The sequence below is a fragment of the Massilia sp. Se16.2.3 genome (assembly GCF_014171595.1).
In the GTDB taxonomy this organism is placed as follows: Bacteria; Pseudomonadota; Gammaproteobacteria; order Burkholderiales; family Burkholderiaceae_D; genus Telluria.
On record NZ_CP050451.1, the window covers coordinates 1,373,660 to 1,395,047 of the forward strand.

A 21,388-nucleotide genomic window follows, 5' to 3' on the forward strand; every position below is an offset into this window, starting at 1 on the left:
CGGACTGATGGGGTCCGGCAAGACCACCATCGGCCGGCTGCTGGCGCGCCGGCTGGGCAAGCGCTTCATCGATTCCGACCATGCTATCGAGGCGCGTACCGGCGCCACGATCCCCTGGATCTTCGAAATCGAAGGGGAGGCAAGCTTCCGCCGGCGTGAAGCGGACATGATCCGCGAACTGACCGGCCAGCACGGCATCGTGCTGGCCACCGGTGGCGGCGCCGTGCTCGACGCCGCCAGCCGTGCCTATCTCGCCGAACGCGGCACCGTCATCTACCTGCGTGCCGGCATCGGCAGCATCCTGCAACGCACTTCCCACGACAAGAACCGCCCGCTGCTGCAGACGGCCGACCCGAGGAGAAAACTCGAGGAGCTGCTGGCCCAGCGCGAGCCGCTCTACCGCGAGGTCGCCGACCTCGTCATCGATACCGGCCGACCTAACGTACAATCCATGGTTCAGACCATATTGGACCAGCTGGACGCGCTCGAAGGCGGGCGTGCCCGGCGCGCAAGGGCGGCATCGATGAACGGACAAGCACACATCAACCTCAACGTCGACCTGGGCGAGCGCAGCTACCCGATCGCGATCGGCCCCGGCGTCATCCAGGAGGGCGCGGCCCTGCTGCGCCATGTCGGCGGCGGCAAGGCGGCCATCGTCACCAACACCACGGTGGCGCCGCTCTATCTCGAGCAGGTGGCAGCGCCCCTGCGCGCCGCCGGCAAGGAGGTGGTCGAGATCGTGCTGCCCGACGGCGAGGAGCATAAACACTGGGGCTCGCTGATGCAGGTGTTCGATGCGCTGCTGGCCCACAAATGCGACCGCAAGACGACGCTGGTCGCCCTGGGCGGCGGCGTGATCGGCGACCTGACCGGCTTTGCCGCCGCCAGCTACATGCGCGGCGTGCCCTTCATCCAGATTCCGACGACGCTGCTGGCCCAGGTCGACTCCTCGGTCGGCGGCAAGACCGGCATCAACCACCCGCTCGGCAAGAACATGATCGGCGCCTTCTACCAGCCGCGCGCCGTGCTGGCCGACACCGCGACGCTGGCGACGCTGCCCGCGCGCGAACTGTCCGCCGGCCTGGCTGAAGTGATCAAGCATGGCGCCATCCTCGACGCCGAGTTCTTCGACTGGATCGAGGCGAACATCGCGCGCCTGATGGCACGCGACCCGCAAGCGCTGTCACACGCGATCGCGCGCTCCTGCGAGATCAAGGCCGAGGTGGTGCGCAAGGACGAACGCGAAGGCGGCCTGCGCGCGGTGCTGAACTTCGGCCACACCTTCGGCCACGCCATCGAAGCGGGCCTGGGCTACGGCACCTGGCTGCATGGCGAAGCGGTCGGCTGCGGCATGGTGATGGCGGCCGACCTGTCGTGCCGGATGAAGCTGGTCGACGAGGCCACGGTGGCGCGTGTGCGCGCGCTGGTGGCGGCCGCGGGATTGCCGACGGTCGCCCCAAGCCTCGGCGCCGAGCGCTGGATCGAGCTGATGGAAGTGGACAAGAAAAACGAGGGTGGCGACATCAAGTTCATCCTCCTGAAAACCCCCGGGCAGCCCGAGCATCGCGAGCGTGCCGCTTGATGCGCTGCGGGCGACATTGGCCGCCTGCACACAAGCATGAGGAGCCACGCATGATCGATTTCGACTGCAACCTGGCCCCGTATGCGGCCCATTCGGCGAAGTCGCGCGGACGCCGCTTTGCCGAGCCGGCGCCGGGCTCGCGCAGCGAGTTCCAGCGCGACCGCGACCGCATCATCCATTCGACGGCCTTTCGCCGGCTGGAATACAAGACGCAGGTGTTCCTGAACCACGAGGGCGACCTGTTTCGCACGCGCCTGACGCACTCGATCGAGGTGGCGCAGATCGGCCGCACGCTGGCGCGCAGCCTGCGCCTGAACGAAGACCTGGTGGAAGCCACCGCGCTCGCGCACGACCTCGGCCACACGCCTTTCGGCCACGTCGGCCAGGACGTGCTCAACGAATGCATGAAGGATTACGGCGGCTTCGAGCACAACCTGCAAAGCCTGCGCGTGGTCGACCAGCTGGAAGAACACTACGGCGCCTTCGACGGCCTCAATCTCACCTTCGAGACGCGCGAGGGCATTCTCAAGCACTGCTCGCTGAACAATGCGCGTGCCCTCGGTGAGCTCGGTCAGCGCTTCCTCGACAAGACGCAACCGAGCCTGGAAGCGCAGCTGACGAACCTGGCCGACGAAATCGCCTACAACAACCACGACATCGACGACGGCCTGCGTTCGGGCTTGCTCACGATGGCGCAGATGGAAGAGGTGGAACTGTTCGCGCGCCACCGCCATGCGGTGGAGGCCCAGTATCCGGGGCTGCCGGGCCGGCGCGCCCTGTACGAGACGATCCGCCTGATGATCACGGCGATGACGGCCGACCTGGTCGAGACCTCGGCCGCGCGCCTCCTCGAGGCTGCGCCGCAGAGCATCGACGACGTGCGCGCCAGTGCGCCTTTGATCCGCTTCTCGGACCAGATGCGCGCCGAGACCACAGCCCTGAAACGCTTCCTGTATGCGAATCTGTACCGCCATTTCCAGGTCAACCGCATGCGCGTGAAAGCAAGCCGCATCGTGCGCGAACTGTTCGACGCCTTCATGACGGACCCGGTGCTGCTGCCGCCGGACTACCAGGCGGCGGGTGGGGACACGCTCAAGCAGGCGCGCAAGATCGCCGACTACATCGCCGGCATGACCGACCGCTATGCCATCCGCGAACACAAGCGGATCTTTTCGCTCGACCATCTGTAGCGCGTGACGACAGGTAGCAATCGCGCCGCCCACGCGGCGCGCGCACTCGCTTACCTGGCCTGGGTGCAGCTGATCCTGTGCGTGCTGCCGATGACCTTCGCCTATGGTGTCACGGCCTTCGTCTTCGCCGTGCACCTCGTCGATGCGAATGCGCGCGCGCTGCGCGGGACCGTCGCGGCCGTCGTGCTGGGCGGCGCCGGCCTGGCGATCCTCGCCATGGTCGTGCGGCTGCTGCACTCGCTGTGGCAGGACGGGCGGCGCCATCTGGTGCGGCTGATCGTGATTGTGCTGTTACTGGCGCTGTCCCTGCCGCTGGGCGGGGCCATCCTTGCCCATGGCGAGGCCTTGCTGGCGATCCTGGCGCTTGCCGTGGGCATCTGGACCTGCCGGCAGGGCTACACCATCCGGCATGCGCTCCTCATGCTGGCGGTGCTGCTGTTGCTGCTGTTCGTACCGGCGACCCGGCTCGCGCCCCCGGGCATTGGATTGCTGGCGCTGTGGCTGCTGGTGCTGCGCCTGAAGGCCTATACGCTCGACCGCATCCCACCCCTGGTCTGGTTCGGACTGGCGCTGGGCATGTTCTTCACGGTCCGTGGCTTTAGCGCACGGATAGTGTTCGACGCCTGGGAGGCGGGCGCCTACCGGACCGCGCTGAACAAACTGTACTGGGGCGGCGGCGGTCCGCTGCTGTGCATGGCGACCGCGCTGCTGGCAATCAAGGCCGGGCGCCACGCGCTGGAAGCATCGATGGACGAGGACAGCGAACCGTTGCCGTCGTAGGGTGGGGTCCTGACCCCACGCGGTATAGCACGTTCGCGTGTCGAAACGCGGGCCAACACCGTTCAACCGGTGATCCGCGTGGAGTCAGGACTCCACCCTACAAGAGGATTAGAACAAACTGGGATGCGTCAGGTCGAGCAGCAGCTTCTTCACCGGCGCCGGCAGCGCGGCGTCCTCGATGCCCGTGAAGGGCACCCACACCTGTCCCGGCATGCTTGCCGGCCGTGCAGCCAGCGTCACCTTGTGCGGATGAATGTGCAGTTTGTAGTGGGTGAATACGTGCACCAGCGGCAGCAGGGCCTGGACCTCCTCGACCGCGCCGAAAGCGGCGATGGCTGCGTTGCGGACTGCTCCGTCGCGCATCGTGTCGATACCCAGGTGGCCGTCGACTTCCGGCAGCGACAGCAGGCCGCCCCAGATGCCGCTGGACGGCCGCTGCTCGAGCAGCACGTGGCCGTCATGCACGACCACCAGCAGATCGGCGCGTTTTTCCGGCGTCGCCTTCTTCGGTTTGCGCACGGGCAGCTCGGCGGTACGGCCGGTGGCATGGGCGACGCAGCGCGCCTGCAGCGGGCAGCGTCCGCAGTCGGGCCTTGAGCGCGTGCACAGGGTTGCCCCCAGGTCCATCAGGCCCTGCGTGTAGGCCTCGATGCCTTCGACAGGCAGCAAGGCCTCGGCACGCCGCCACAAGCCTTCCTCGATGCGTTTCTCTCCCGGGTAGCCATCGACGCCGAACACGCGTGCGAACACGCGCTTCACGTTCCCGTCGAGGATGGCGGCGCGGGTGCCGTTCGAAAACGCGGTGATCGCGGCCGCTGTCGAGCGGCCGATGCCGGGCAGTTCGGCCAGCATGGCCGGATCGGCAGGGAACACGCTCCCATGCTCGCGCACGACGCGGATCGCGCAGGCATGCAGGTTGCGCGCACGTGTGTAGTAACCGAGGCCGCTCCAGCAGGCCATCACGTCTTCGACCGGCGCCGCAGCGAGCGTCTGCACGGTGGGGAAGCGTTCCGGGAAGCGCGCGTAATAGCCGAGCACCGCGGCGACCTGCGTCTGCTGCAGCATGATTTCGGACAGCCAGACGCGGTAGGCGTCGCGCGTGTTTTGCCACGGCAGCGCGTGGCGGCCGTGTGCGCGCTGCCAGTCGATCACGGCTTGCGAAAAGCTCGGGTCGGCCAGCGTGTCGAATTCGGTCAGGCGTTTCACCGCACCAGCCTCATGCAAGCCCGGTCACGCCGCCTGCCTGAGCATCGGGTCGTCGAGCGCCACGCCGACCGCGCGGCCGAGACCCTGCAGGTGGCGGCGCTGTTCATCCAGCTCGTCCTGGCTCGTCTCGAAGGCCGAGATCTTCTGCTCCAGGCTGTCGGTGGCGTCGTGCACGCGCTGGATCGAGGCCAGGCGATGGCGCAGCTGTTCCTTGTGCTGGCGGATCTGGGTCTCGAGCGGCACCATCATCACCTTCAGCCAGGCCTCGACCTCGGCGTTCGCCGCGCGGAACAGGCGGCGCAGGCTGGAAACGATCGAATCGAAGAAGCGCTCGAGCAGGCTGGCGCGGCTGGTCATCAGGAGCGTCGCGGTGCTGAACTGCTTGGTGTACAGGCCCTCGATGGTGTCGATCGCTTCGCGGTAGCGCGCCAGCGACAGGGGCGTCAGTGGCGACAGGGTCAGCCCGTGCTCGGCCGCGAAGCCGCGCACCAGCGCATCCATCGTGCTGCCGATTTCGGCGACCTGCTCGATGGCCGAATCCATGCTCTCGCGGGCGGCGGCGAAGAAGTCGCGCACCGGTCCGCGCATGCCGGTGGCAAAGCGCACCGTGGTCGTGGCCAGGCGCACCGTGTCGGCCTGGCGCGCCAGGTTGTCGGGGCCAGCGTCGTGTACAGGCGCGTCGACAGGGCCGCGAACTTCATGCGCGCTTCCTGCAGGCGCATCAGGCCGGCGTCGAAGTCCTTCCGCTCGGCTTCGATGCGGCGCATCATGTGCGTGAGCACGTTCTGGTTCTTGCCGCGCAGGCTCTTCAGCTCCTGCAGCTGCTCGACCAGGTTGCGCGAACGGGACGCCAGCGTGCTGGCCAGCGCCGCTTCCAGCGCCACCAGGTCTTCGTGCAGCTGCTTGCCGAGGATGGTTTTCTTCTGCGGGATCAGGCCGTGCAGCAGCGCCGCTTCCAGCTGGCCCAGGCGGCTGCGTTCGAACAGCGCCGCGTCGCCCTGGATGCGTCCGACCAGCCCTTTATGGGCCGATACCGGGTAGACCTGGCCGGGGGAGAGCCCGAGCTGCTGCGCCACGCTGGCCTGCTGGCGCGCGATCTCGGCCTGGTTTTCTTCTTCGCTGCGCAGGGCGTCCCACATCGAGTCGATCTTGTTGAGCACGACGATGCGGCCCGGACCGGCACCGATGTGGGTGCGCCAGACGTCGATGTCGCTGCGCGTGACGCCGGTATCGGCGGCCAGCACGAACAGCACCGCGTGGGCATTCGGAATCAGGTTCAGCGTCAGTTCCGGCTCGGTACCGATCGCGTTCAGGCCCGGCGTATCGAGGATCACCAGGCCCTGCTTGAGGAGCGGGTGCGGCATGTTGATGATCGCGTGGCGCCATTGCGAGATTTCGACCAGGCCGTCCGGCCCCAGCGCATCGGCCAGTTCCGGGTCTTCCGGGTCGTACAGGCCGTAGCGCTGGGCTTCCTCGGGCGCGACGCGGCGCGTCAGGCTGACCTGGCGGAAGGCTTCCTGCATGCGCTCGGGCGACTCGAGGTCGAGCGGCAGCATGGTCCAGGCTTCAGGCATGTCGCGGTAGTCGCCAGTGGACAGCTGGGTCGCGCGCGTGCCGATCGGCAGCAGCCGGATGCAGGGCGGCAGGTTCTCTTCGTAGAGCAGCTCGGTCGGGCACATCGTGGTGCGGCCGGCCGAGGAGGGCAGGATGCGCTGGCCATAATCGGCGAAGAAGATCGCATTGATCAGCTCCGATTTACCGCGCGAGAACTCCGCGACGAAAGCGACCGACAGCCGGTCGTCGCGCACCCGCGATTGCGCCTGCGCCAGGCGCGCCATGACGCCGGCGTCGGCCAGGTCATGCGCTTTGAGCGCCGCGCGATAGTCTTCCAGCGTCGCGACGATCCCCGCGCGCCAATTGCCGTATTCTTGAATGTCTTGCATTTCTCCGCCCGCTCTATCCAGTTGGCCTTACCGCTGGCAGGTCGCGCAATAAAACGTCGACCGCTGCCCTTGCTTGATCTGTTGCACCAGTGCACCACAGTTGCGGCAAGGCACTCCAGCACGATCATAGACGAAATATGTCTGCTGGAAATATCCAGATTGCCCATTTACTGCAATAAAGTCACGCAGCGTACTGCCGCCCTGCACGATCGCGGCGGCCAATACTTCGCGAATTGCCGTCGCCAATCGCTCGTAGCGGGCGCGGCTGATGCGTCCGGCGGGTGTTTTCGGGCTGATTCCGGCGCGAAACAGACTTTCGCAGGCATAGATGTTCCCGACCCCGACAACGATGTCTCCTGACAACAGTACCCCCTTGATCGGCGCACTGCGCTTGCGCGTTTGCCGGTACAGCAGCTCGGCCGAGAAGCCTTCTTCGAGCGGTTCGACGCCGAGGCCGCGCAGCAGGACGTGCTGGTCCAGCTCGCCATCGTCGTTGGCATGCCAGAGCACGGCGCCGAAACGGCGCGGGTCGTGCAGGCGCAATACCTGTTGTGTGCTGCCGTCGCTCACGACCAGGTCGAAATGGTCGTGCTTCTTCGGCTCGACACCGGGCGGCAGCACGCGCAGGTGGCCCGACATGCCCAGGTGGATGATCAGGGTCCCCGTGTCGAAGCCGAGCAGCAGGTATTTGCCGCGCCGGCCGACACCGCTGATGCGCTGCCCGACCAGCTTGTCGGCGATGTGCGCAGGGAAGGGCCAGCGCAGGCCTTCGCGCCGGAACACGACCTGTTCGACCACGCGTCCTTCCAGGTGCGGTGCGACGCCGCGCCGCGTGACTTCTACTTCGGGGAGTTCAGGCATGAAAATCTGACAAAATTCTTGTAAATTGGCGGAGCCGGGCCGCACGCGAAACGGGGCTTGAGCGTAGAATCGGACATCCTTCCACACATGGACTTGCCTTGAAAAACGCTTTCGTCATTGTAACTCTCTCCGGGGTGCTGTCGGCGTGTGCTGTGGCGCCGCAACCGCAGCCTGTTGCGCAATCGGCGCAGGCAGCCGCAGCCGCTGCCGACGCGGTGGCCGCCGATGCCGAGAGCGCCGCCCAGGCCGCCGCCGAGGCGGCAGCGACGGCCGCCGCCGACGCCGAGAAGGCACGCCTGCCGAAAGTGGAACTGACGAGCACCCTGCTGAACCAGCTGCTGCGCGCCGAGTTCGCGTTTCGCCGCGGCGACTGGCAGGGGCCCTACCTGACGATGATGAGCCTGGCGCAGCAGACGCGCGATCCGCGCCTGGCGCGCCGCGCCGCCGAAATGGCCATGGCCGCGCGCCAGCCCGAGGACACCCTGGCCGCGGTGCGCCAGTGGCGCCAGCTCGACCCGCAGTCCGACGAAGCGACCCAGTACTATCTGGGGATGGTGATCCTGTCCGACAATATCGCCGATGCCGAAGAGATCTTCCGCAAGCGCCTGGAAAGCGCGCCGGCCGGCGTGCGCGGCGTGGTGCTCTACCAGGTTCAGCAACTGCTGACGCGTGCCAAGGACAAGGAGGCTGCCACCGCCATGGTCGAGCGCCTGGCCACGCCTTACCGAGGTAGCCTCGAAGGCCACGTGGTGCTGGCCCAGAACGCGCTGGCACGGGGCGACCGTGCACGCGCCAGGAGCGAGGCGCAGGCCGCGCTGGCCCTGCAGCCGAAGGCAGAGATCGCCGTGCTGACGCTGGCCCAGGCAGGTGAGGACGAAGCGCAAGTGCGCAACCTGCTGCAGCAATTCCTGGCAGCGAACCCGGAGGCGCGCGAAGTACGCGCGGCCCACGCGCGCCTGCTGGTCAACGAGAAGCGTTTCGAGGATGCGCGCCAGCAGTTCCTGCTGCTCGACAAGCAGCAGCCGGACAATGTCACCACCCTGTATGCGCTCGGCGTGCTGTCGACCCAGCTGCAGGACCCGGCCGCGGCGGAGCGCTATTTCGCGCGCTTTGTCGAGGTGCTGGGCCGCAATCCCGACGACGAGCGCGACCCCTCGAAGGCGCTGCTGATCCTGTCCCAGCTGGCCGAGGAGCGCGGCGACCTGAAGGCAGCCGTCGACTGGCTGGATAAACTGCCCGAGAGCGACGAGAAAACCCTGTTCGGCGCCCAGCTGCGCCGTGCCCAGCTGCTCGGCAAGGGCGGCGACCTGCCGGCCGCGCGCCGCCTGCTGGCCTCCCTCAAACCCGCCGAGCCGGCAGCCCCGGGCGCAACTGGCGGCGGCCGAGGCGCAGATCCTGCGCGACGCCGGCCAGGCCGAGCAAGCCTATACCCTGATGCAGGCCGCCACCAGGCGCTTCCCGAACAACGCGGACCTGCTGTACGACTTCGCCCTGCTGGCTGAAAAGACCGGCCATCTGGACGTGATGGAGCAGAGCCTGCGCGAGGTGATGCGCATGGCGCCGGAAAACCACCATGCGTACAATGCCCTCGGCTATTCCCTGGCCGAGCGCAACACCCGCCTGGACGAAGCGCGCGTGCTGGTCGAGAAGGCCCTGTCGATGGCGCCGGAAGACCCCTTCATCATGGACAGCATGGGCTGGGTCGAATACCGCCTGGGCAACCTCGACGCCGCCGAAGCCCACCTGCGCCGCGCCTACGGCCTGCGCCGCGACCCCGAGATCGCCGTGCACCGGGCGAAGTCCTGTGGCAGAAAGGCAAGCGCAGCGACGCCCAGCAACTGTGGCTGGAAGCGCGCGCCAAGGACCCGCAGAACGACACCCCCTGCGCAGCACGCTGGCGCGCCTGCGTTTGTCCCTGTGAAATAATCCGCGAATGCGTGTCACGCGGCGGACGCATGCCGTCCGCCGTCCCATCCACTTTCCTGTTGACCGATGCCGATCACCCGCCGTCTTACCGCCTTCATCTTTGCCGCCGCGCTTGCCGGCTGCGCCACCACCGCCACCAGGCAGCCGGATGCCGCGCCGGGCGCCGCAACGTCCGCCGCAGCCTACCGCGACAGCATCGAGCTCGCCGGACGCCTGTCGGCGAATTACCAGCAGGACGGCCAGCCCGGTTCCGTGACCGTCAACTTCGAGTGGTCGCAGCAACCGGGCCGGATCGACGTCACCCTGGCCGCACCCACCGGGCAGACCGTCGCCATGGTCAAGGTCACGCCCGACGAGGCCACGCTGACCCAGGCGAACCGGCGCCGCCGCGCACGGCGAAGGACATCGACACCCTGACCGCGCAGGTGCTCGGCTGGTCGCTGCCGGTCTCGAACCTGCGCGACTGGCTGCAGGGGCTATGCGACCGACGCCAACGGCCAGCGCTTCGCCGCCTCGCCGGACCAGGAGCGAGGTCTTCACGGCCGACGGCTGGCGCCTGCGGTTCGTCTCCTGGCAAAAAGGGAGTGCCACGCCGATGCCGAGCGTGATCAATGCCGAGCGCAGCGCCACCGCCACGGGTGGTGAACTGGCAATCCGCATCGCGATCAACCCGCCCGCGTGATGATGAGGTCGCTGCACGATTGCCCGGCCCCGGCCAAGCTGAACCTGTTCCTGCACGTGGTCGGCCGCCGTGCCGACGGCTACCACCTGCTGCAAAGCGTCTTTCAATTGATCGACCGCGGCGACACGCTGCATTTCGACCTGCGCGATGACGGCCGCATCCGCCGCACCAATGACGTTCCCGGGGTGCCGGAGGCGAGCGACCTGATCGTCCGTGCCTTGACCCGCCTGGCCGACGCGTTCCAGCAGCGCCATGGCCGCGCCGTACCCGGCATCGATGTCGCGATCGACAAGATCCTGCCGATGGGCGGGGGACTCGGCGGCGGCTCGTCGGATGCGGCCACCGCCCTGATGGCGGCGAACCACCTGTGGCAGGGCGGTTTCACGGACAGCGAACTGATGGAAATCGGCCTGCCGCTGGGTGCGGACATTCCCTTTTTTATCTACGGCCAGACGGCGTTTGTCGAGGGAGTCGGGGAGGCAATGCAGCCAGTGGAAGGACCGGATTGCTGGTATGCCGTGATCGAACCGGGAGTGCATGTCCCGACGCCGGCAATTTTTACCGCGCCCGATTTGACAAGAGAGTCGAAAGCCGTCAGAATAGCGGACTTTCCTGAAGCGCAGTTGTTGAGTGCGTTTGGGAAGAATGATTTGCAAGCAGTGGCAAGCCGCTTGTTCCCGCCAGTAGCTCAGGCGATCGAATGGCTGGGGCGTTACGGCGCTGCCAGGATGACTGGCTCAGGGGCGTGTGTGTTTTGCGCACTGCCCGATGAAGCGCAGGCGGATGAGGTGTTGCAGGCAGTGCCGAGTCGCTGGCGTGCCTGGAAAGCGAGATCGCTGGCACGACACCCGCTGAAAAAGCTCTTGCAAAACAGTATGTTGTAGAATAAAATTTCGCCTGTCGCAGCGTCTGACGTAAAATGTGATGCTGCGGTAAGCTGTAAGTTGCGTAGGGGAATCGCCAAGCTGGTTAAGGCACCGGATTTTGATTCCGGCATACCAAGGTTCGAATCCTTGTTCCCCTGCCATTCGATTTGTCCGGTCTGTCGATGCCATGCGTCCAGCGGATGAACCTGGTGATAGCGCTCTCGCGATCCACCAATGAACGCATAATCAGCCGGCATGTCCGGCTGATTGTTTTTCAAGAATCACGCTCACCTCCTGGGACTCCCATGGCTTACGAAAACCTGATGGTTTTTACCGGCAATGCCAATCCGGCGCTAGCAGAAGGGGTCGCAAAAAGCCTCGGTATTCCTCTCGGTAAAGCAGTCGTCTCGAAGTTCTCCGACGGCGAAGTCATGGTCGAAATCAACGAGAACGTTCGTGGCAAGGATGTCTTCGTCCTGCAGTCGACCTGCGCTCCCACCAACGACAGCCTCATGGAAATCATGCTGATGGTCGACGCTCTCAAGCGCGCATCGGCTGGCCGCATTACCGCCGCCATTCCCTACTTCGGTTATGCCCGCCAGGACCGCCGTCCACGCTCGGCGCGCGTCGCGATTTCGGCCAAGGTGGTGGCCAACATGCTGGAAGAAGCCGGCGTCGAGCGCGTCCTGATCATGGACCTGCACGCCGACCAGATCCAGGGTTTCTTCGACATCCCGGTCGACAATATCTACGCATCGCCGCTGCTGCTGGGCGACCTGCAAAAGCGCAACTACGACGACCTGCTGGTCGTGTCGCCTGACGTCGGCGGCGTGGTGCGTGCCCGTGCGCTGGCCAAGCGCCTCGGCTGCGACCTGGCGATCATCGACAAGCGCCGTCCGAAGGCGAACGTGTCGGAAGTCATGAACATCATCGGTGAAGTCGAAGGCCGCAACTGCGTGATCATGGACGACATGGTCGACACCGCGGGCACGCTGACGAAAGCCGCCGAAGTGCTCAAGGAACGCGGCGCCAAGAAAGTCGTGGCGTATTGCACCCACCCGGTCCTGTCGGGCCCGGCGATCGAGCGTATCTCGAACTCGCCGCTCGATGAACTGGTCGTTACCGACACGATCCCGCTGAGCGAAGCCGGCCGTGCTTGCGGCAAGATCCGCCAGCTGACCTGTGCTCCGCTGCTGGCCGAAACGTTCAAACGTATCGTCAAGGGCGATTCGGTGATGTCGCTCTTCATCGACTAATCGACACCAGCTTCACCACACGGCGCGCCGGGCTGAAAAGCCGGCGCGCCGTTGTACTGTCAGTGATTAAGAATTCTTGAGTGCGCTGTTGGCGCTCAATCATAGCCGGTTCCTGGTCGCGGGAGCCGGTCAACATCGGGCAACCGGGCCGGGAAAGATCCTGGCATTCGAGCCCACAACTCTTGGAGTTTCACATGAAAGTAGTCGCATTCAATCGCAACCTGCAGGGCACCGGAGCGAGCCGCCGCCTGCGCAACGCTGGCCAGACCCCTGGCATCATCTACGGTGGCGCCGCAGCTCCGCAGCTGATCGCCCTGGACGGCAACGCGTTGTACCACGCGCTCAAGAAAGAAGCTTTCCACGGTTCCGTGCTGGACATGGAAATCGAAGGCCAGACCCAGCAAGTCGTCCTGCGCGACTTCCAGATGCACGCATACAAGCAACTGGTCCTGCACGCTGACTTCCAGCGCGTCGATGCATCGCAGAAGATGCACACCAAGGTCACCCTGCACTTCGTCAACGCCGAGACCTCGCCAGCCGTCAAGCTGAGCGGTGCTGTCATCTCGCACGTGATGAACGAGCTGGAAGTGTCCTGCCTGCCAGGCCAGCTGCCAGAGTTCATCGAAGTCGACCTGGGCAACCTGGAAGCCGGTGCCTCGATCCACGTCAACGACCTGAAGCTGCCGGAAGGCGTGACCCCGATGACCCACGGCCAGAACCTGACCGTCGTCACCTCGTCGATCCCACGTGGCGCCGCCACCACCGAAGCGTAAGCAGTCATCTTCGCCTGCCGCGTGAGCGGCGCGAGCGAAAGCAAGCCCGCCGTGCGCAAGCCGGCGGGCTTTTTCTTTGAGAGCGCCCAACAAAACCGCAGCGCCCGCACTGCAGCCCGGCAGGCTGGTTTTGTTGGACGTTCTTAAGCGATAATCCCTTTTTTCCTGACGCGACCGCTATGTCCATCCGCCTCATCGTCGGCCTCGGCAATCCGGGCCCCGAATACGAACAAACCCGCCACAATGCCGGCTTCTGGCTGGTCGACAATCTTGCCAACAGCCTGCCGGGCTGCCGTCTGCAGCGCGAATCGCGCTTCAATGCGCTGATGGCGAAGACGTCCATTGGCGGCAAGGAGGTCTGGCTGCTCGAGCCGCTGACCTACATGAACCGCTCCGGCCAATCGGTCGGCGCGCTGGCGCGTTTCTATAAAATCAATCCCGACGAGGTGCTGGTCGTGCACGACGAACTCGACCTGATGCCGGGCGTGGCCAAGCTGAAGAAGGGCGGTTCCTCGGGCGGGCACAATGGCCTGAAGGACATTACCGCTGCGCTCGGTACCCAGGAATACTGGCGACTGCGCATCGGCATCGGCCACCCGCGCAGCCTGAACCTGCAGCAGGGAGTGGCCGACTTCGTGCTGCACCGCCCGCGCCGCGAAGAGCAAAGCCTGATCGAGGAATCGATCGACAAGGCACTGCGCATCGTTCCGCTGGCGGTGGACGGCAAGCTCGACACGGCAACAATGCAGCTCCACACGGCTTGACGGCGGCAGGCCAGTGCCGCCCCACGGCAACGGGCGCGCGGACGACCTTGCCGCGGCGGCGAAAAAAGGCTTGTCGCCTGTTCCCGTCGCCCCCATTCTTCTGTATGGTTGCAAAGAAAGACAGATATTCCGACGATTTTGAAAGCTGAACCGACATGATGAGCGATGCGCCGCTGTACCGGAATCACGTAATGCTGTTGTCGCAGAACTTCTTCATCAAGGACAACCGGGCGCAACTGCTGCTGCATGCGCACAAGTACGACTTCGACATCCTGTTCTTCAGCGAACTGCGCGACTTCGTCGCCGCCGTCGAGGGCGACCACGGCAACAGCCTGTACGTCATCGACCTCGACGCCCTGCACAACATGCAGGCCGACATGCAGGACAGCCGCAAGACGCTGATGCTGGGCGAACTGCTGCAGCGCTTGCCGAACGAAAAAAGCTATGTCTACCTGCAAAGCGCGCGCCAGGGCGGCCGCTTCCTGCTGCAGCAGCGCCTGGTCGACAGCAATTGCCTGGCCTATGCGGAAAAGCCGATCGCCAACGACGTCCTCGTCGACAAGCTGTTCAACCTGTTCGTCCAGCGAAAGCGCGGCGACCTGATCCGTGTTGTCGGCCTGAACGTGCCGGCCCACCTGGACGCCGCCGCCCTGCTCGAGCAGCGCCTCGAGCTCAAGCACCATCCCGATCCGCAGACCCTGCACCTGTGCGTGAAGGAGCAGCAGCCTGACCTGGTGCTCATCACCGACGCCGACTACGAACGCACCGAGGCGCTGGTGCGCGTGCTCAAGAAGAACATGGAAGCCGATCCGGTGCGCGAAATCATCCTGTTGCAGCGCCAGCTCGACCCGGGCCTGACCCGGCGCGCCCTGGCCAGCGGCTTCGACGCCATCGTCATGCTGGGCGACGCCGACCTGGTCGCCGCCCAGCTGGTCAACCGCGCCAACAAGATCCGCGTCAACAAGGACCTGATCGGCAAGGACCGCGCCACGGGCCTCCTGAACAAGGTCGGCCTGCAACGGAAAGCCCAGGAACTGATTCGCCAGGCAGGACAGGAAGGGCAGCCGCTCGCCTTCGGCGTGGTCGACATCGACAAGTTCAAGACCATCAACGACACCTGGGGCCACCATTTCGGCGATATCGTCATCAAGCGCCTGGCACTGACGCTGGCCGCCCAGCTCGAGGACGGCGACCTGCTCAGCCGCTTCGGCGGCGAGGAATTCGTCGTCGTGTTCTGGGGCCGCACCCTGGACGAAGGCTGGCGCCGCCTCGACGCGATGCGCCAGAGCTTCGGCGCGATCGCCTTCGAGGTCAAGCCGGGCGAGGTGCGCCACTTCTCGTTCAGTGGCGGCCTTGCCGCCTACCCGGAATACAAGAGCGAGAACGAACTGTTCCTGCGCGCCGACGCGATGCTGTACGAAGCGAAGCAGGGCGGACGTAACCGCATCTGCACGGTGCCGGGCGGCCATGCGGCCCGTACGGCCTGACCCCTGGGACGACGCCGTGGGCGATGTGCACGAAGTGCTGACGTGACCAGGCAAGAAGAAGCGGTGGCACGCGACGACATCCACATTCCGCGACCACGGCTCCTCGTGGCATTCGCTACTGCGCCGCTGGTCGCCGTCCTGGCCCTGGCCTTGGCGGACATTGTCCAGGGACGAACCAACTGGCGGCTCTCACTGGGCCTCATTCCCATCCTCTACATCTTTGCGGCGATATCGAGCCTGGGAGTCGCCGTACCCGCGTACTTCTTGCTAAGCCGTTATCGGCTCGTGAATTTTTTCACGATCTTCCTCGCCGGCCTGGTCGTGCCTGTGGTGGTTGCGGCGATTCTGCGCCTTCCAAACCCCCTCAATCCGGACGATCTGTCGGGGATGGTGCCGGCCGGCGCACTCTCCGCCTGTGTATTCTGGGCGATGTGGCGGCGCGCCCGCATGGAACAAGCAGGCCGGCAGGCACACTGATTTGCACCCGGGCCCGGCAGCGCAACGGGGAGTGGTTCCAGCCCGGTGCGCTGCCGGCATCTACATCGCTTCATCAAGGCTGGGTCGGCGGCGCCGCATCCGGCTGCACCAGCCCGCGCGCCAGGATGGCCTCGGCCACCTGGTGGCTGAGGTCCCAACCTGCTGTCTTGTCGAACTGCCAGTGCACGCCCAGGTAGATCCGGCTCTGGCCGGCTTCTTCTTCGGCCTGGGTCAGCGATCCATAGCTACGCGGCAGGCGTGGCCGCACCCGGCCCTGGTTGTCGCGCGTGATGCCGTTGAACTCGTCCGAAACAAAGCTGAAGCGCAGCTTGTCGCCGTAGAGCTTGCGCAGCATGTGGAAGGTCGAGCCGCAAAAGCCGGCGTGACCCGAGACGTAGGACGGGAAGGGTGGCGTGAAATTCGGGCCGGTCAGGTTGCTGGCGGGTGCGCCCAGCGGTGTCCAGGCGGGGGCGGCATGGGTGCGCGGATTGCCGTCGCCAGTTCCGGTAGGGCCCGTACCGGGGCCTGCTTCGCGGATCGCCGTCACCGGGCGCCAGAAATCGTAGTCGTACTTCGCGTTCCACACGGCGATCGTCGCGTCGGCCATGGCCACGTTCACCAGTGCCAGGGTGCGCGCCAGTTCCAGCGCGTCGCTGCTGCGCCGCAGGGCCAGCTGGGTGGTGATCTGGTTGAACAGGCGCGCCGGCGTGCCGATCCAGCCGGTGCTGTCGTAGGCCCAGTAGATGCCGGCAACGGTCTGGTCGCGGGTACGTTTGGTCGGCGTAGCCACGCCATCGCCGCCCAGCTGCTTCACTTCGTAGAAGGCACGGGTATAGGCTTCGCTCGTCAGCGCCGGTGGTGGCGGCACCCGGAACTGGTCGCCCGACTGCAGGACAAAGGGGCGCACGCGCGGCCACCAGGCGCCGAGCGCGATGGGGCTGCGGCTGACCGGATCCGGGCGCCAGCTGCCAGGCGCGTTGCTCACCGGGTAGTCCTCGCCGACCACTGGCTCGTGCTCGTAGTTGCCGTCATTGGCGCGCAGCGCCAGGATTGCCGCCGCGGCGCGCCGGCCCACGTCGGCGCCGTTGAATCTGGCGCGCCCGCCCGGCAGGCGCGCCAGGTCGGCGCGCAGCCAGGTGTCGAAGCGCTCCTTCTGGCGCGGATAGAGCGCAACCGGGGTGTCGTGCGTCGCCTGGGCGATGGCGGCATCCTGCGAACTGTCGGGAAGCGCGTCCAACTGCCCGCTGTAGCCGGGGTAGCGCCGGGCGATGGCATTGAGTGCGTCGTACACGGCAAGGTGGACGATCGCCATCGCCCGGGACGTGCGTGTCGGCCCCAACTGCTCGGCTTCGCGCTCGACGCTACCCACCACGGCTGGCGTATGGTCGACGGCGACGGCCCGCAGTGCCACCTCGTTCCAATAGGCTAGGCGCGCCGTGGCGTTCGGCCCGGCAGGGGGCGCGTAGCGTGGCGGCAACTCGCGCGTGCCCGGCTGGGTGCGGTAGACAGGCCCGCCGCCGATGGGGGGCTGCAAGCCGACGCAGGGGGGGCGAAGGAGGTGAACAGGGAACAGCACAACAGCGAGTACAACAGCGCAGCGCGCGACTTCATGGTGACTCTCCTGTCGGAAATGGTACCCGAGTCGAAATGGCGGGGCGCTCTGGCAGACAGTGCGGTCCCCGGTCGTGAAGTCGAGCTTAGGAACGGACGAGCTGCAAGACAAGCGGAACAGCGATCCGGCTTGACTTCGCCCAGCACGAATTCTGCTCAGCATTAATGTGCTGACGAGAATCTTTCCGCTTGCCCATTAGTACAGGGAACCGTCGGCGCGCCTGCCATGGGGCGCTGGCAACACTTGAGGTAGCGGGATACTTGTTGACAGGAAATTTGGCGGAAACCTATACTTGTTTTTTGTATATTCCCAGACCGAAGGCGGCGTGCGCTGCCGACTCCACCCATGCCCACCATCTGCCCCAAATGCGCCCATGTGCGCCCGCCCAACGCGACCAATCCCGAGTGGCAGTGTCCGGTCTGCGGTGTCTGCTATGCCAAAGTCGGGCAAGCGCAGGCAGTCGTGAGTACGGCGGCGCCGCCGCCTGCCCAGGCCTGGGATATCCCCTGGGGCAAGCTGCTGCTGCTTGGCGTGCTGGCCTGCGCGGGATGGGCTTCCTATCAGCACTGGAACAAGCTGCGCAGCGAGGAAACGGAAGAGTTCGTGGCCCTCGATCCGCGCGCCATGGCGGCGACCGTGCGGCCAGGCGATGTCGTGATGTACACCACCACCACGTGCGTCTATTGCCATCAGGCCAAGGCGTGGCTGAACCAATATGGCTTTCCCTTCAAGGAATGCAATATGACTGTCGACCGCAGTTGCCAGGACGAATTCATGCGCCGTGGCGCGACCGGGACTCCCTATCTGCTTGTGCGCAACCAGGAAATGAAGAACGGTTTCGATTCCGATGAATTCCTGCGCTTGCTGGACAATTAACCCGGCAGGCCTGTTGACCCGCATGCAAAGGGGCCACGTCGGCAAGACCCCGCTCGTCCTGCGATAATCCAGCCCATGAGTGCACTTCATTTCCACGCCGGCCCCCGTGCGCTGGCCCAGATCCGCGCGCATGGCTTGCGTGCATCGGACGTTGCCGTCATCCCCGCCGCCGCCGGCGGCCCCAAGGGCCTGATCTTCCAGGGCGCTCGACCAGTTCGTGTTCGGCGACTGGCTGCCTGGCGCGCCGCGCGAGCGCATCCTGATCGGTTCCTCGATCGGCGCCTGGCGCATGGCCGCCGCCTGCCAGCGCGATCCGGTACGCGCATTTGCCCGCCTGGGCGAACTGTATGCCGGCCAGCGCTACACCAACACCAAGCCCAGCCCCCAGCAGATCGACGAGGTGGTGCGCGGCTTCCTGCACGAATTCGTCCGCGGACCACGAGGACGACATCGTGGCGCACCCGCAGCACCGCCTGCACCTGCTGGCCGTGCGCGGCAGGGAGCGCTCAGCGCGCCCGCGCACCGCCGCGCCGAAATGCGCGGTTTCGCTGCCGCCGCGCTCACCAACTTTGCTTCGCGTGCACGCCTGGCCGGCCTGCTCGAGCGCGTGGTCATTGCCGACTGCCGCGCCCCGGCGAACTGGCTACGCGACCAATTCGACGCCTTCACTACCCATTTCGCGCCGCTCACCGGAAACAACCTGGCCTCGAGCCTGCTTGCTTCCGGCACACTGCCGCTGATCATGCCGCCGGTAAGGGGAATTCCCGGTGCGCCCGATGGCCACTACTGGGATGGCGGCATCATCGACTACCATCTGGCCTTGCCCTATGCGCGGCTGGAGCAGAACGAGCCGGGCGCCGTCGTCCTCTACCCGCATTTCAACGAGCACATCGTGCCTGGCTGGCTCGACAAGGCGATGCCCTGGCGCCGCGCTGCCCGTGGGCCGAACCGTGCCTGGCTCGATAACGTGCTGATCGTTTCACCTTCGCCCGCGTTCCTGAAAACCCTGCCGAACGGCAAGCTGCCAGACCGCAGCGACTTCAATCGCTATGGACTCGACCACGATGCCAGAGTACGTGCCTGGACCACGGCCATGCGCGAAGGGCAGCGCCTGCGCGACGAGTTCGCCGACTTCGTCGCCAATCCCGACCCAAGCCGCCTGCGCGCGATCTGAGCTTGCCGGGCAGCGCGCGGCACGGCGCAGACTGTGGCGGACGCGGTCGCTGCCCCGCCTGTTTTTGCGGCATGCGAGGCCATCCCCGGTTACAATGTGGGGTTTCCGAGTTGCGCGCTGTCGTGCAAGCTCGCGCTCCATCCCTATCCGAAAGAAAGAATTTCCATGAGTCTCCAATGCGGCATCGTCGGCCTGCCCAACGTCGGCAAGTCCACCCTGTTCAATGCGCTGACCAAGGCCGGCATCCCGGCTGAGAACTACCCGTTCTGCACCATCGAGCCGAACGTTGGCGTGGTCGAGGTGCCGGACCCGCGCATGCAGGCGCTGGCCGACATCGTCAAGCCCGAGCGCATCGTGCCGGCCATCGTGGAATTCGTCGACATCGCCGGCCTGGTGGCGGGCGCGTCGAAAGGCGAGGGCCTGGGCAACCAGTTCCTGTCGCACATCCGCGAAACCGACGCCATCGTCAACGTGGTGCGCTGCTTCGAGGACGACAACGTGATCCACGTCGCCGGTAAAGTCAGCCCGATCGACGACATCGAAGTCATCCAGACCGAGCTGGCGCTGGCCGACCTGGGCGCCGTCGAAAAGGCGATCCACCGTGAAAACAAGAAGGCGCGCTCGGGCGACAAGGATGCGGCGAAACTGGTCGCCATCTGCGAGCGCATGCTGCCGCACCTGAACGAAGGCCAGCCAGTGCGCACGATGGGCCTGGATGCCGACGAAATGGCCCTGATCCGCGAACTGCACCTGATCACGGCCAAGCCGGCCATGTACGTGGCCAATGTCTCCGACACCGGCTTCACCAACAACCCGCTGCTGGACCAGTTGAGCGAATTCGCGAAGAAGCAGAACGCGCCGATCGTGGCCATTTCCGCCGCGATCGAATCGGAAATCGCCGACCTCGACGACGCCGACAAGGCCGCTTTCCTGGGCGACATGGGCATGGAAGAGCCGGGCCTGGACCGCCTGATCCGCGCCGCCTATAAACTGCTCGGCCTGCAGACTTATTTCACCGCCGGCGTGAAGGAAGTACGCGCCTGGACCGTGAAAGTCGGCGCCACCGCCCCGCAGGCGGCCGGCGTGATCCACACCGACTTCGAACGCGGCTTCATCCGCGCGCAGACGATTTCCTATGACGACTACATCGCCTACAAGGGTGAAGCGGGCGCCAAGGAAGCGGGCAAGATGCGGGCCGAGGGCAAGGAATATATTGTCAAGGATGGGGATGTGTTGAACTTCCTGTTCAACGTCTAAGCATCAAGCCAGAACCTGACGGATCCCGCTGAACAATAAACGCCCCGCACTCCTCTGGAGCCGGGGCGTTGTTGCATGCATGATCGGCCGGCTGCGGGCATTGATCAATTTATTGGTGGTGCTGATCAGGTGGGGGCATGTCGCCATGGCAGCCCCTCATGCCGCCAGACCCCATCACATATCTATCTTTGTGCTGTCGAGGGAAATCCCAAGCAAGCCTTCTCCATCCATTCCAGTTCCGCCGCCTGCAGCGTCACCTCGGCGGCGCCGCCATCAACAACGACGGCAAGCGCGGTCCGGTCCTTGTTCGCGAACACCAGCACCGGCCCGGCCGGCTCGGCGATGACCGTGTCGCGGACGTCGATGACGCCCAGCTGATCGGGAAACGCGGCTTCGCGCTGCTCGCGCGAGAGGCCGCGCCGCGCCGTCAGCGTTGCCAGCTTGCCGAGACGCCTCGCCATGTCCTCGGATGCACTGCAGCGCTGGGCCGGCCGGCCATCTGTAAAGGTAGAAAGGATGTGATAGGGCGCGCTCGCTGCGGAGCGCTGCGCCGTGGTCATGCCGTTCGGCGTTGCATAGCTCAGGGACATCACCGCGTCCGGCAAAAAACTCACCAGCGTGGCGCCTTCACCGATCGCCACGTGTGAAGGTGACGACGCCCAACTGGTGATCGCAA

21 protein-coding genes, 1 tRNA gene and 1 pseudogene are annotated in these 21,388 nt (G+C 65.7%); 17 read left to right on the forward strand and 6 right to left on the reverse strand.

Annotated features, from left to right (window positions below; genetic code table 11):
* Window positions 1–7 precede the first annotated feature (7 nt).
* From aroKB to G4G31_RS06375, 3 genes and pseudogenes are all read left to right on the forward strand, one after another.
* Window positions 8–1,622: pseudogene (gene aroKB / locus G4G31_RS06365) on the forward strand (bifunctional shikimate kinase/3-dehydroquinate synthase AroKB).
* Window positions 1,582–2,772 (forward strand): deoxyguanosinetriphosphate triphosphohydrolase, encoded by a 1,191-nt coding sequence (locus G4G31_RS06370; protein WP_374011298.1) that lies wholly within the window; start codon window positions 1,582–1,584, stop codon window positions 2,770–2,772. Before aroKB ends, G4G31_RS06370 begins: the two are co-directional and overlap by 41 nt.
* Window positions 2,773–2,775: 3 nt before the next feature.
* Window positions 2,776–3,552, forward strand: coding sequence for a hypothetical protein (locus G4G31_RS06375; protein WP_182990742.1), 777 nt, complete (start codon window positions 2,776–2,778; stop codon window positions 3,550–3,552).
* A gap of 108 nt (window positions 3,553–3,660) precedes the next feature.
* Here the strand turns inward: G4G31_RS06375 and mutY are convergent, their stop codons facing one another.
* From mutY to mutM, 4 genes are read right to left on the reverse strand one after another with little or no spacing between them, the layout of a single operon-like run.
* Window positions 3,661–4,758: an A/G-specific adenine glycosylase gene (gene mutY / locus G4G31_RS06380; RefSeq protein ID WP_182990743.1), complete on the reverse strand. Its 1,098-nt coding sequence runs from the start codon at window positions 4,756–4,758 to the stop codon at window positions 3,661–3,663.
* Window positions 4,759–4,782: 24 nt separating this feature from the next.
* Entirely contained in the window at window positions 4,783–5,301 is a 519-nt protein-coding gene (locus G4G31_RS28115; RefSeq protein WP_308622137.1) for a hypothetical protein, read from the reverse strand.
* Window positions 5,217–6,701, reverse strand: a complete 1,485-nt coding sequence (locus tag G4G31_RS06385) for a dynamin family protein (RefSeq protein ID WP_308622138.1) — start codon at window positions 6,699–6,701, stop codon at window positions 5,217–5,219. Before G4G31_RS06385 ends, G4G31_RS28115 begins: the two co-directional genes overlap by 85 nt.
* Before the next feature lie 27 nt (window positions 6,702–6,728).
* Window positions 6,729–7,562 carry a bifunctional DNA-formamidopyrimidine glycosylase/DNA-(apurinic or apyrimidinic site) lyase gene (mutM, locus tag G4G31_RS06390; RefSeq protein WP_182991691.1) on the reverse strand — a complete coding sequence of 278 codons (834 nt, stop codon included), beginning with the start codon at window positions 7,560–7,562 and terminating at the stop codon, window positions 6,729–6,731.
* 152 nt (window positions 7,563–7,714) lie between these two features.
* Between mutM and G4G31_RS06395 the strand changes: the two genes are divergently transcribed.
* From G4G31_RS06395 to G4G31_RS06435, 11 genes are all read left to right on the forward strand, one after another.
* Window positions 7,715–9,064, forward strand: a complete 1,350-nt coding sequence (locus tag G4G31_RS06395; RefSeq protein WP_229425409.1) for a lipopolysaccharide assembly protein LapB — start codon at window positions 7,715–7,717, stop codon at window positions 9,062–9,064.
* Entirely contained in the window at window positions 8,997–9,488 is a 492-nt protein-coding gene (locus tag G4G31_RS25370) for a M48 family metallopeptidase (RefSeq protein ID WP_229425410.1), read from the forward strand. The genes G4G31_RS06395 and G4G31_RS25370 overlap by 68 nt, the downstream gene beginning before the upstream one ends.
* Before the next feature lie 66 nt (window positions 9,489–9,554).
* On the forward strand, window positions 9,555–9,905 hold the full coding sequence (locus G4G31_RS25375) for a lipoprotein insertase outer membrane protein LolB (protein WP_267873659.1): 351 nt from the start codon (window positions 9,555–9,557) through the stop codon (window positions 9,903–9,905).
* Between the two features lie 61 nt (window positions 9,906–9,966).
* Window positions 9,967–10,170: a lipoprotein insertase outer membrane protein LolB gene (locus G4G31_RS25380; protein ID WP_229425712.1), complete on the forward strand. Its 204-nt coding sequence runs from the start codon at window positions 9,967–9,969 to the stop codon at window positions 10,168–10,170.
* Complete coding sequence (ispE, locus tag G4G31_RS06405; protein ID WP_182990744.1) at window positions 10,170–11,054, forward strand: 4-(cytidine 5'-diphospho)-2-C-methyl-D-erythritol kinase; 885 nt, start codon at window positions 10,170–10,172, stop codon at window positions 11,052–11,054. Before G4G31_RS25380 ends, ispE begins: the two co-directional genes overlap by 1 nt.
* Window positions 11,055–11,120: 66 nt before the next feature.
* Window positions 11,121–11,197 (forward strand) — tRNA-Gln (locus G4G31_RS06410).
* Window positions 11,198–11,341: 144 nt separating this feature from the next.
* Window positions 11,342–12,292, forward strand: coding sequence for a ribose-phosphate pyrophosphokinase (locus G4G31_RS06415; protein ID WP_182990745.1), 951 nt, complete (start codon window positions 11,342–11,344; stop codon window positions 12,290–12,292).
* A gap of 194 nt (window positions 12,293–12,486) precedes the next feature.
* Window positions 12,487–13,065: a 50S ribosomal protein L25/general stress protein Ctc gene (locus tag G4G31_RS06420; protein ID WP_182990746.1), complete on the forward strand. Its 579-nt coding sequence runs from the start codon at window positions 12,487–12,489 to the stop codon at window positions 13,063–13,065.
* A 179-nt stretch (window positions 13,066–13,244) separates the two neighbouring features.
* A complete protein-coding gene (gene pth / locus G4G31_RS06425; protein WP_182990747.1) occupies window positions 13,245–13,829 on the forward strand; it encodes an aminoacyl-tRNA hydrolase in 585 nt (194 codons plus the stop codon).
* Window positions 13,830–13,984: 155 nt separating this feature from the next.
* A complete protein-coding gene (locus G4G31_RS06430; protein ID WP_182990748.1) occupies window positions 13,985–15,316 on the forward strand; it encodes a GGDEF domain-containing protein in 1,332 nt (443 codons plus the stop codon).
* Between the two features lie 63 nt (window positions 15,317–15,379).
* Window positions 15,380–15,793 (forward strand): hypothetical protein, encoded by a 414-nt coding sequence (locus G4G31_RS06435; RefSeq protein WP_210283278.1) that lies wholly within the window; start codon window positions 15,380–15,382, stop codon window positions 15,791–15,793.
* 73 nt (window positions 15,794–15,866) lie between these two features.
* Here G4G31_RS06435 and G4G31_RS06440 read toward each other — a convergent pair whose 3' ends face one another.
* Window positions 15,867–17,327, reverse strand: coding sequence for a vanadium-dependent haloperoxidase (locus G4G31_RS06440; RefSeq protein ID WP_182990750.1), 1,461 nt, complete (start codon window positions 17,325–17,327; stop codon window positions 15,867–15,869).
* 423 nt (window positions 17,328–17,750) lie between these two features.
* Here G4G31_RS06440 and G4G31_RS06445 point away from each other — a divergent pair, with 423 nt between their 5' ends.
* From G4G31_RS06445 to ychF, 3 genes are all read left to right on the forward strand, one after another.
* Window positions 17,751–18,281, forward strand: a complete 531-nt coding sequence (locus G4G31_RS06445) for a glutaredoxin family protein (protein ID WP_182990751.1) — start codon at window positions 17,751–17,753, stop codon at window positions 18,279–18,281.
* A 217-nt stretch (window positions 18,282–18,498) separates the two neighbouring features.
* Complete coding sequence (locus G4G31_RS06450; protein ID WP_229425411.1) at window positions 18,499–19,455, forward strand: patatin-like phospholipase family protein; 957 nt, start codon at window positions 18,499–18,501, stop codon at window positions 19,453–19,455.
* 165 nt (window positions 19,456–19,620) lie between these two features.
* Window positions 19,621–20,712 carry a redox-regulated ATPase YchF gene (gene ychF / locus G4G31_RS06455; protein ID WP_182990752.1) on the forward strand — a complete coding sequence of 364 codons (1,092 nt, stop codon included), beginning with the start codon at window positions 19,621–19,623 and terminating at the stop codon, window positions 20,710–20,712.
* Window positions 20,713–20,894: 182 nt separating this feature from the next.
* On the opposite strand, the gene G4G31_RS06460 is transcribed toward ychF, so the two are convergent.
* Entirely contained in the window at window positions 20,895–21,353 is a 459-nt protein-coding gene (locus G4G31_RS06460) for a hypothetical protein (RefSeq protein WP_182990753.1), read from the reverse strand.
* Window positions 21,354–21,388 lie beyond the last annotated feature (35 nt).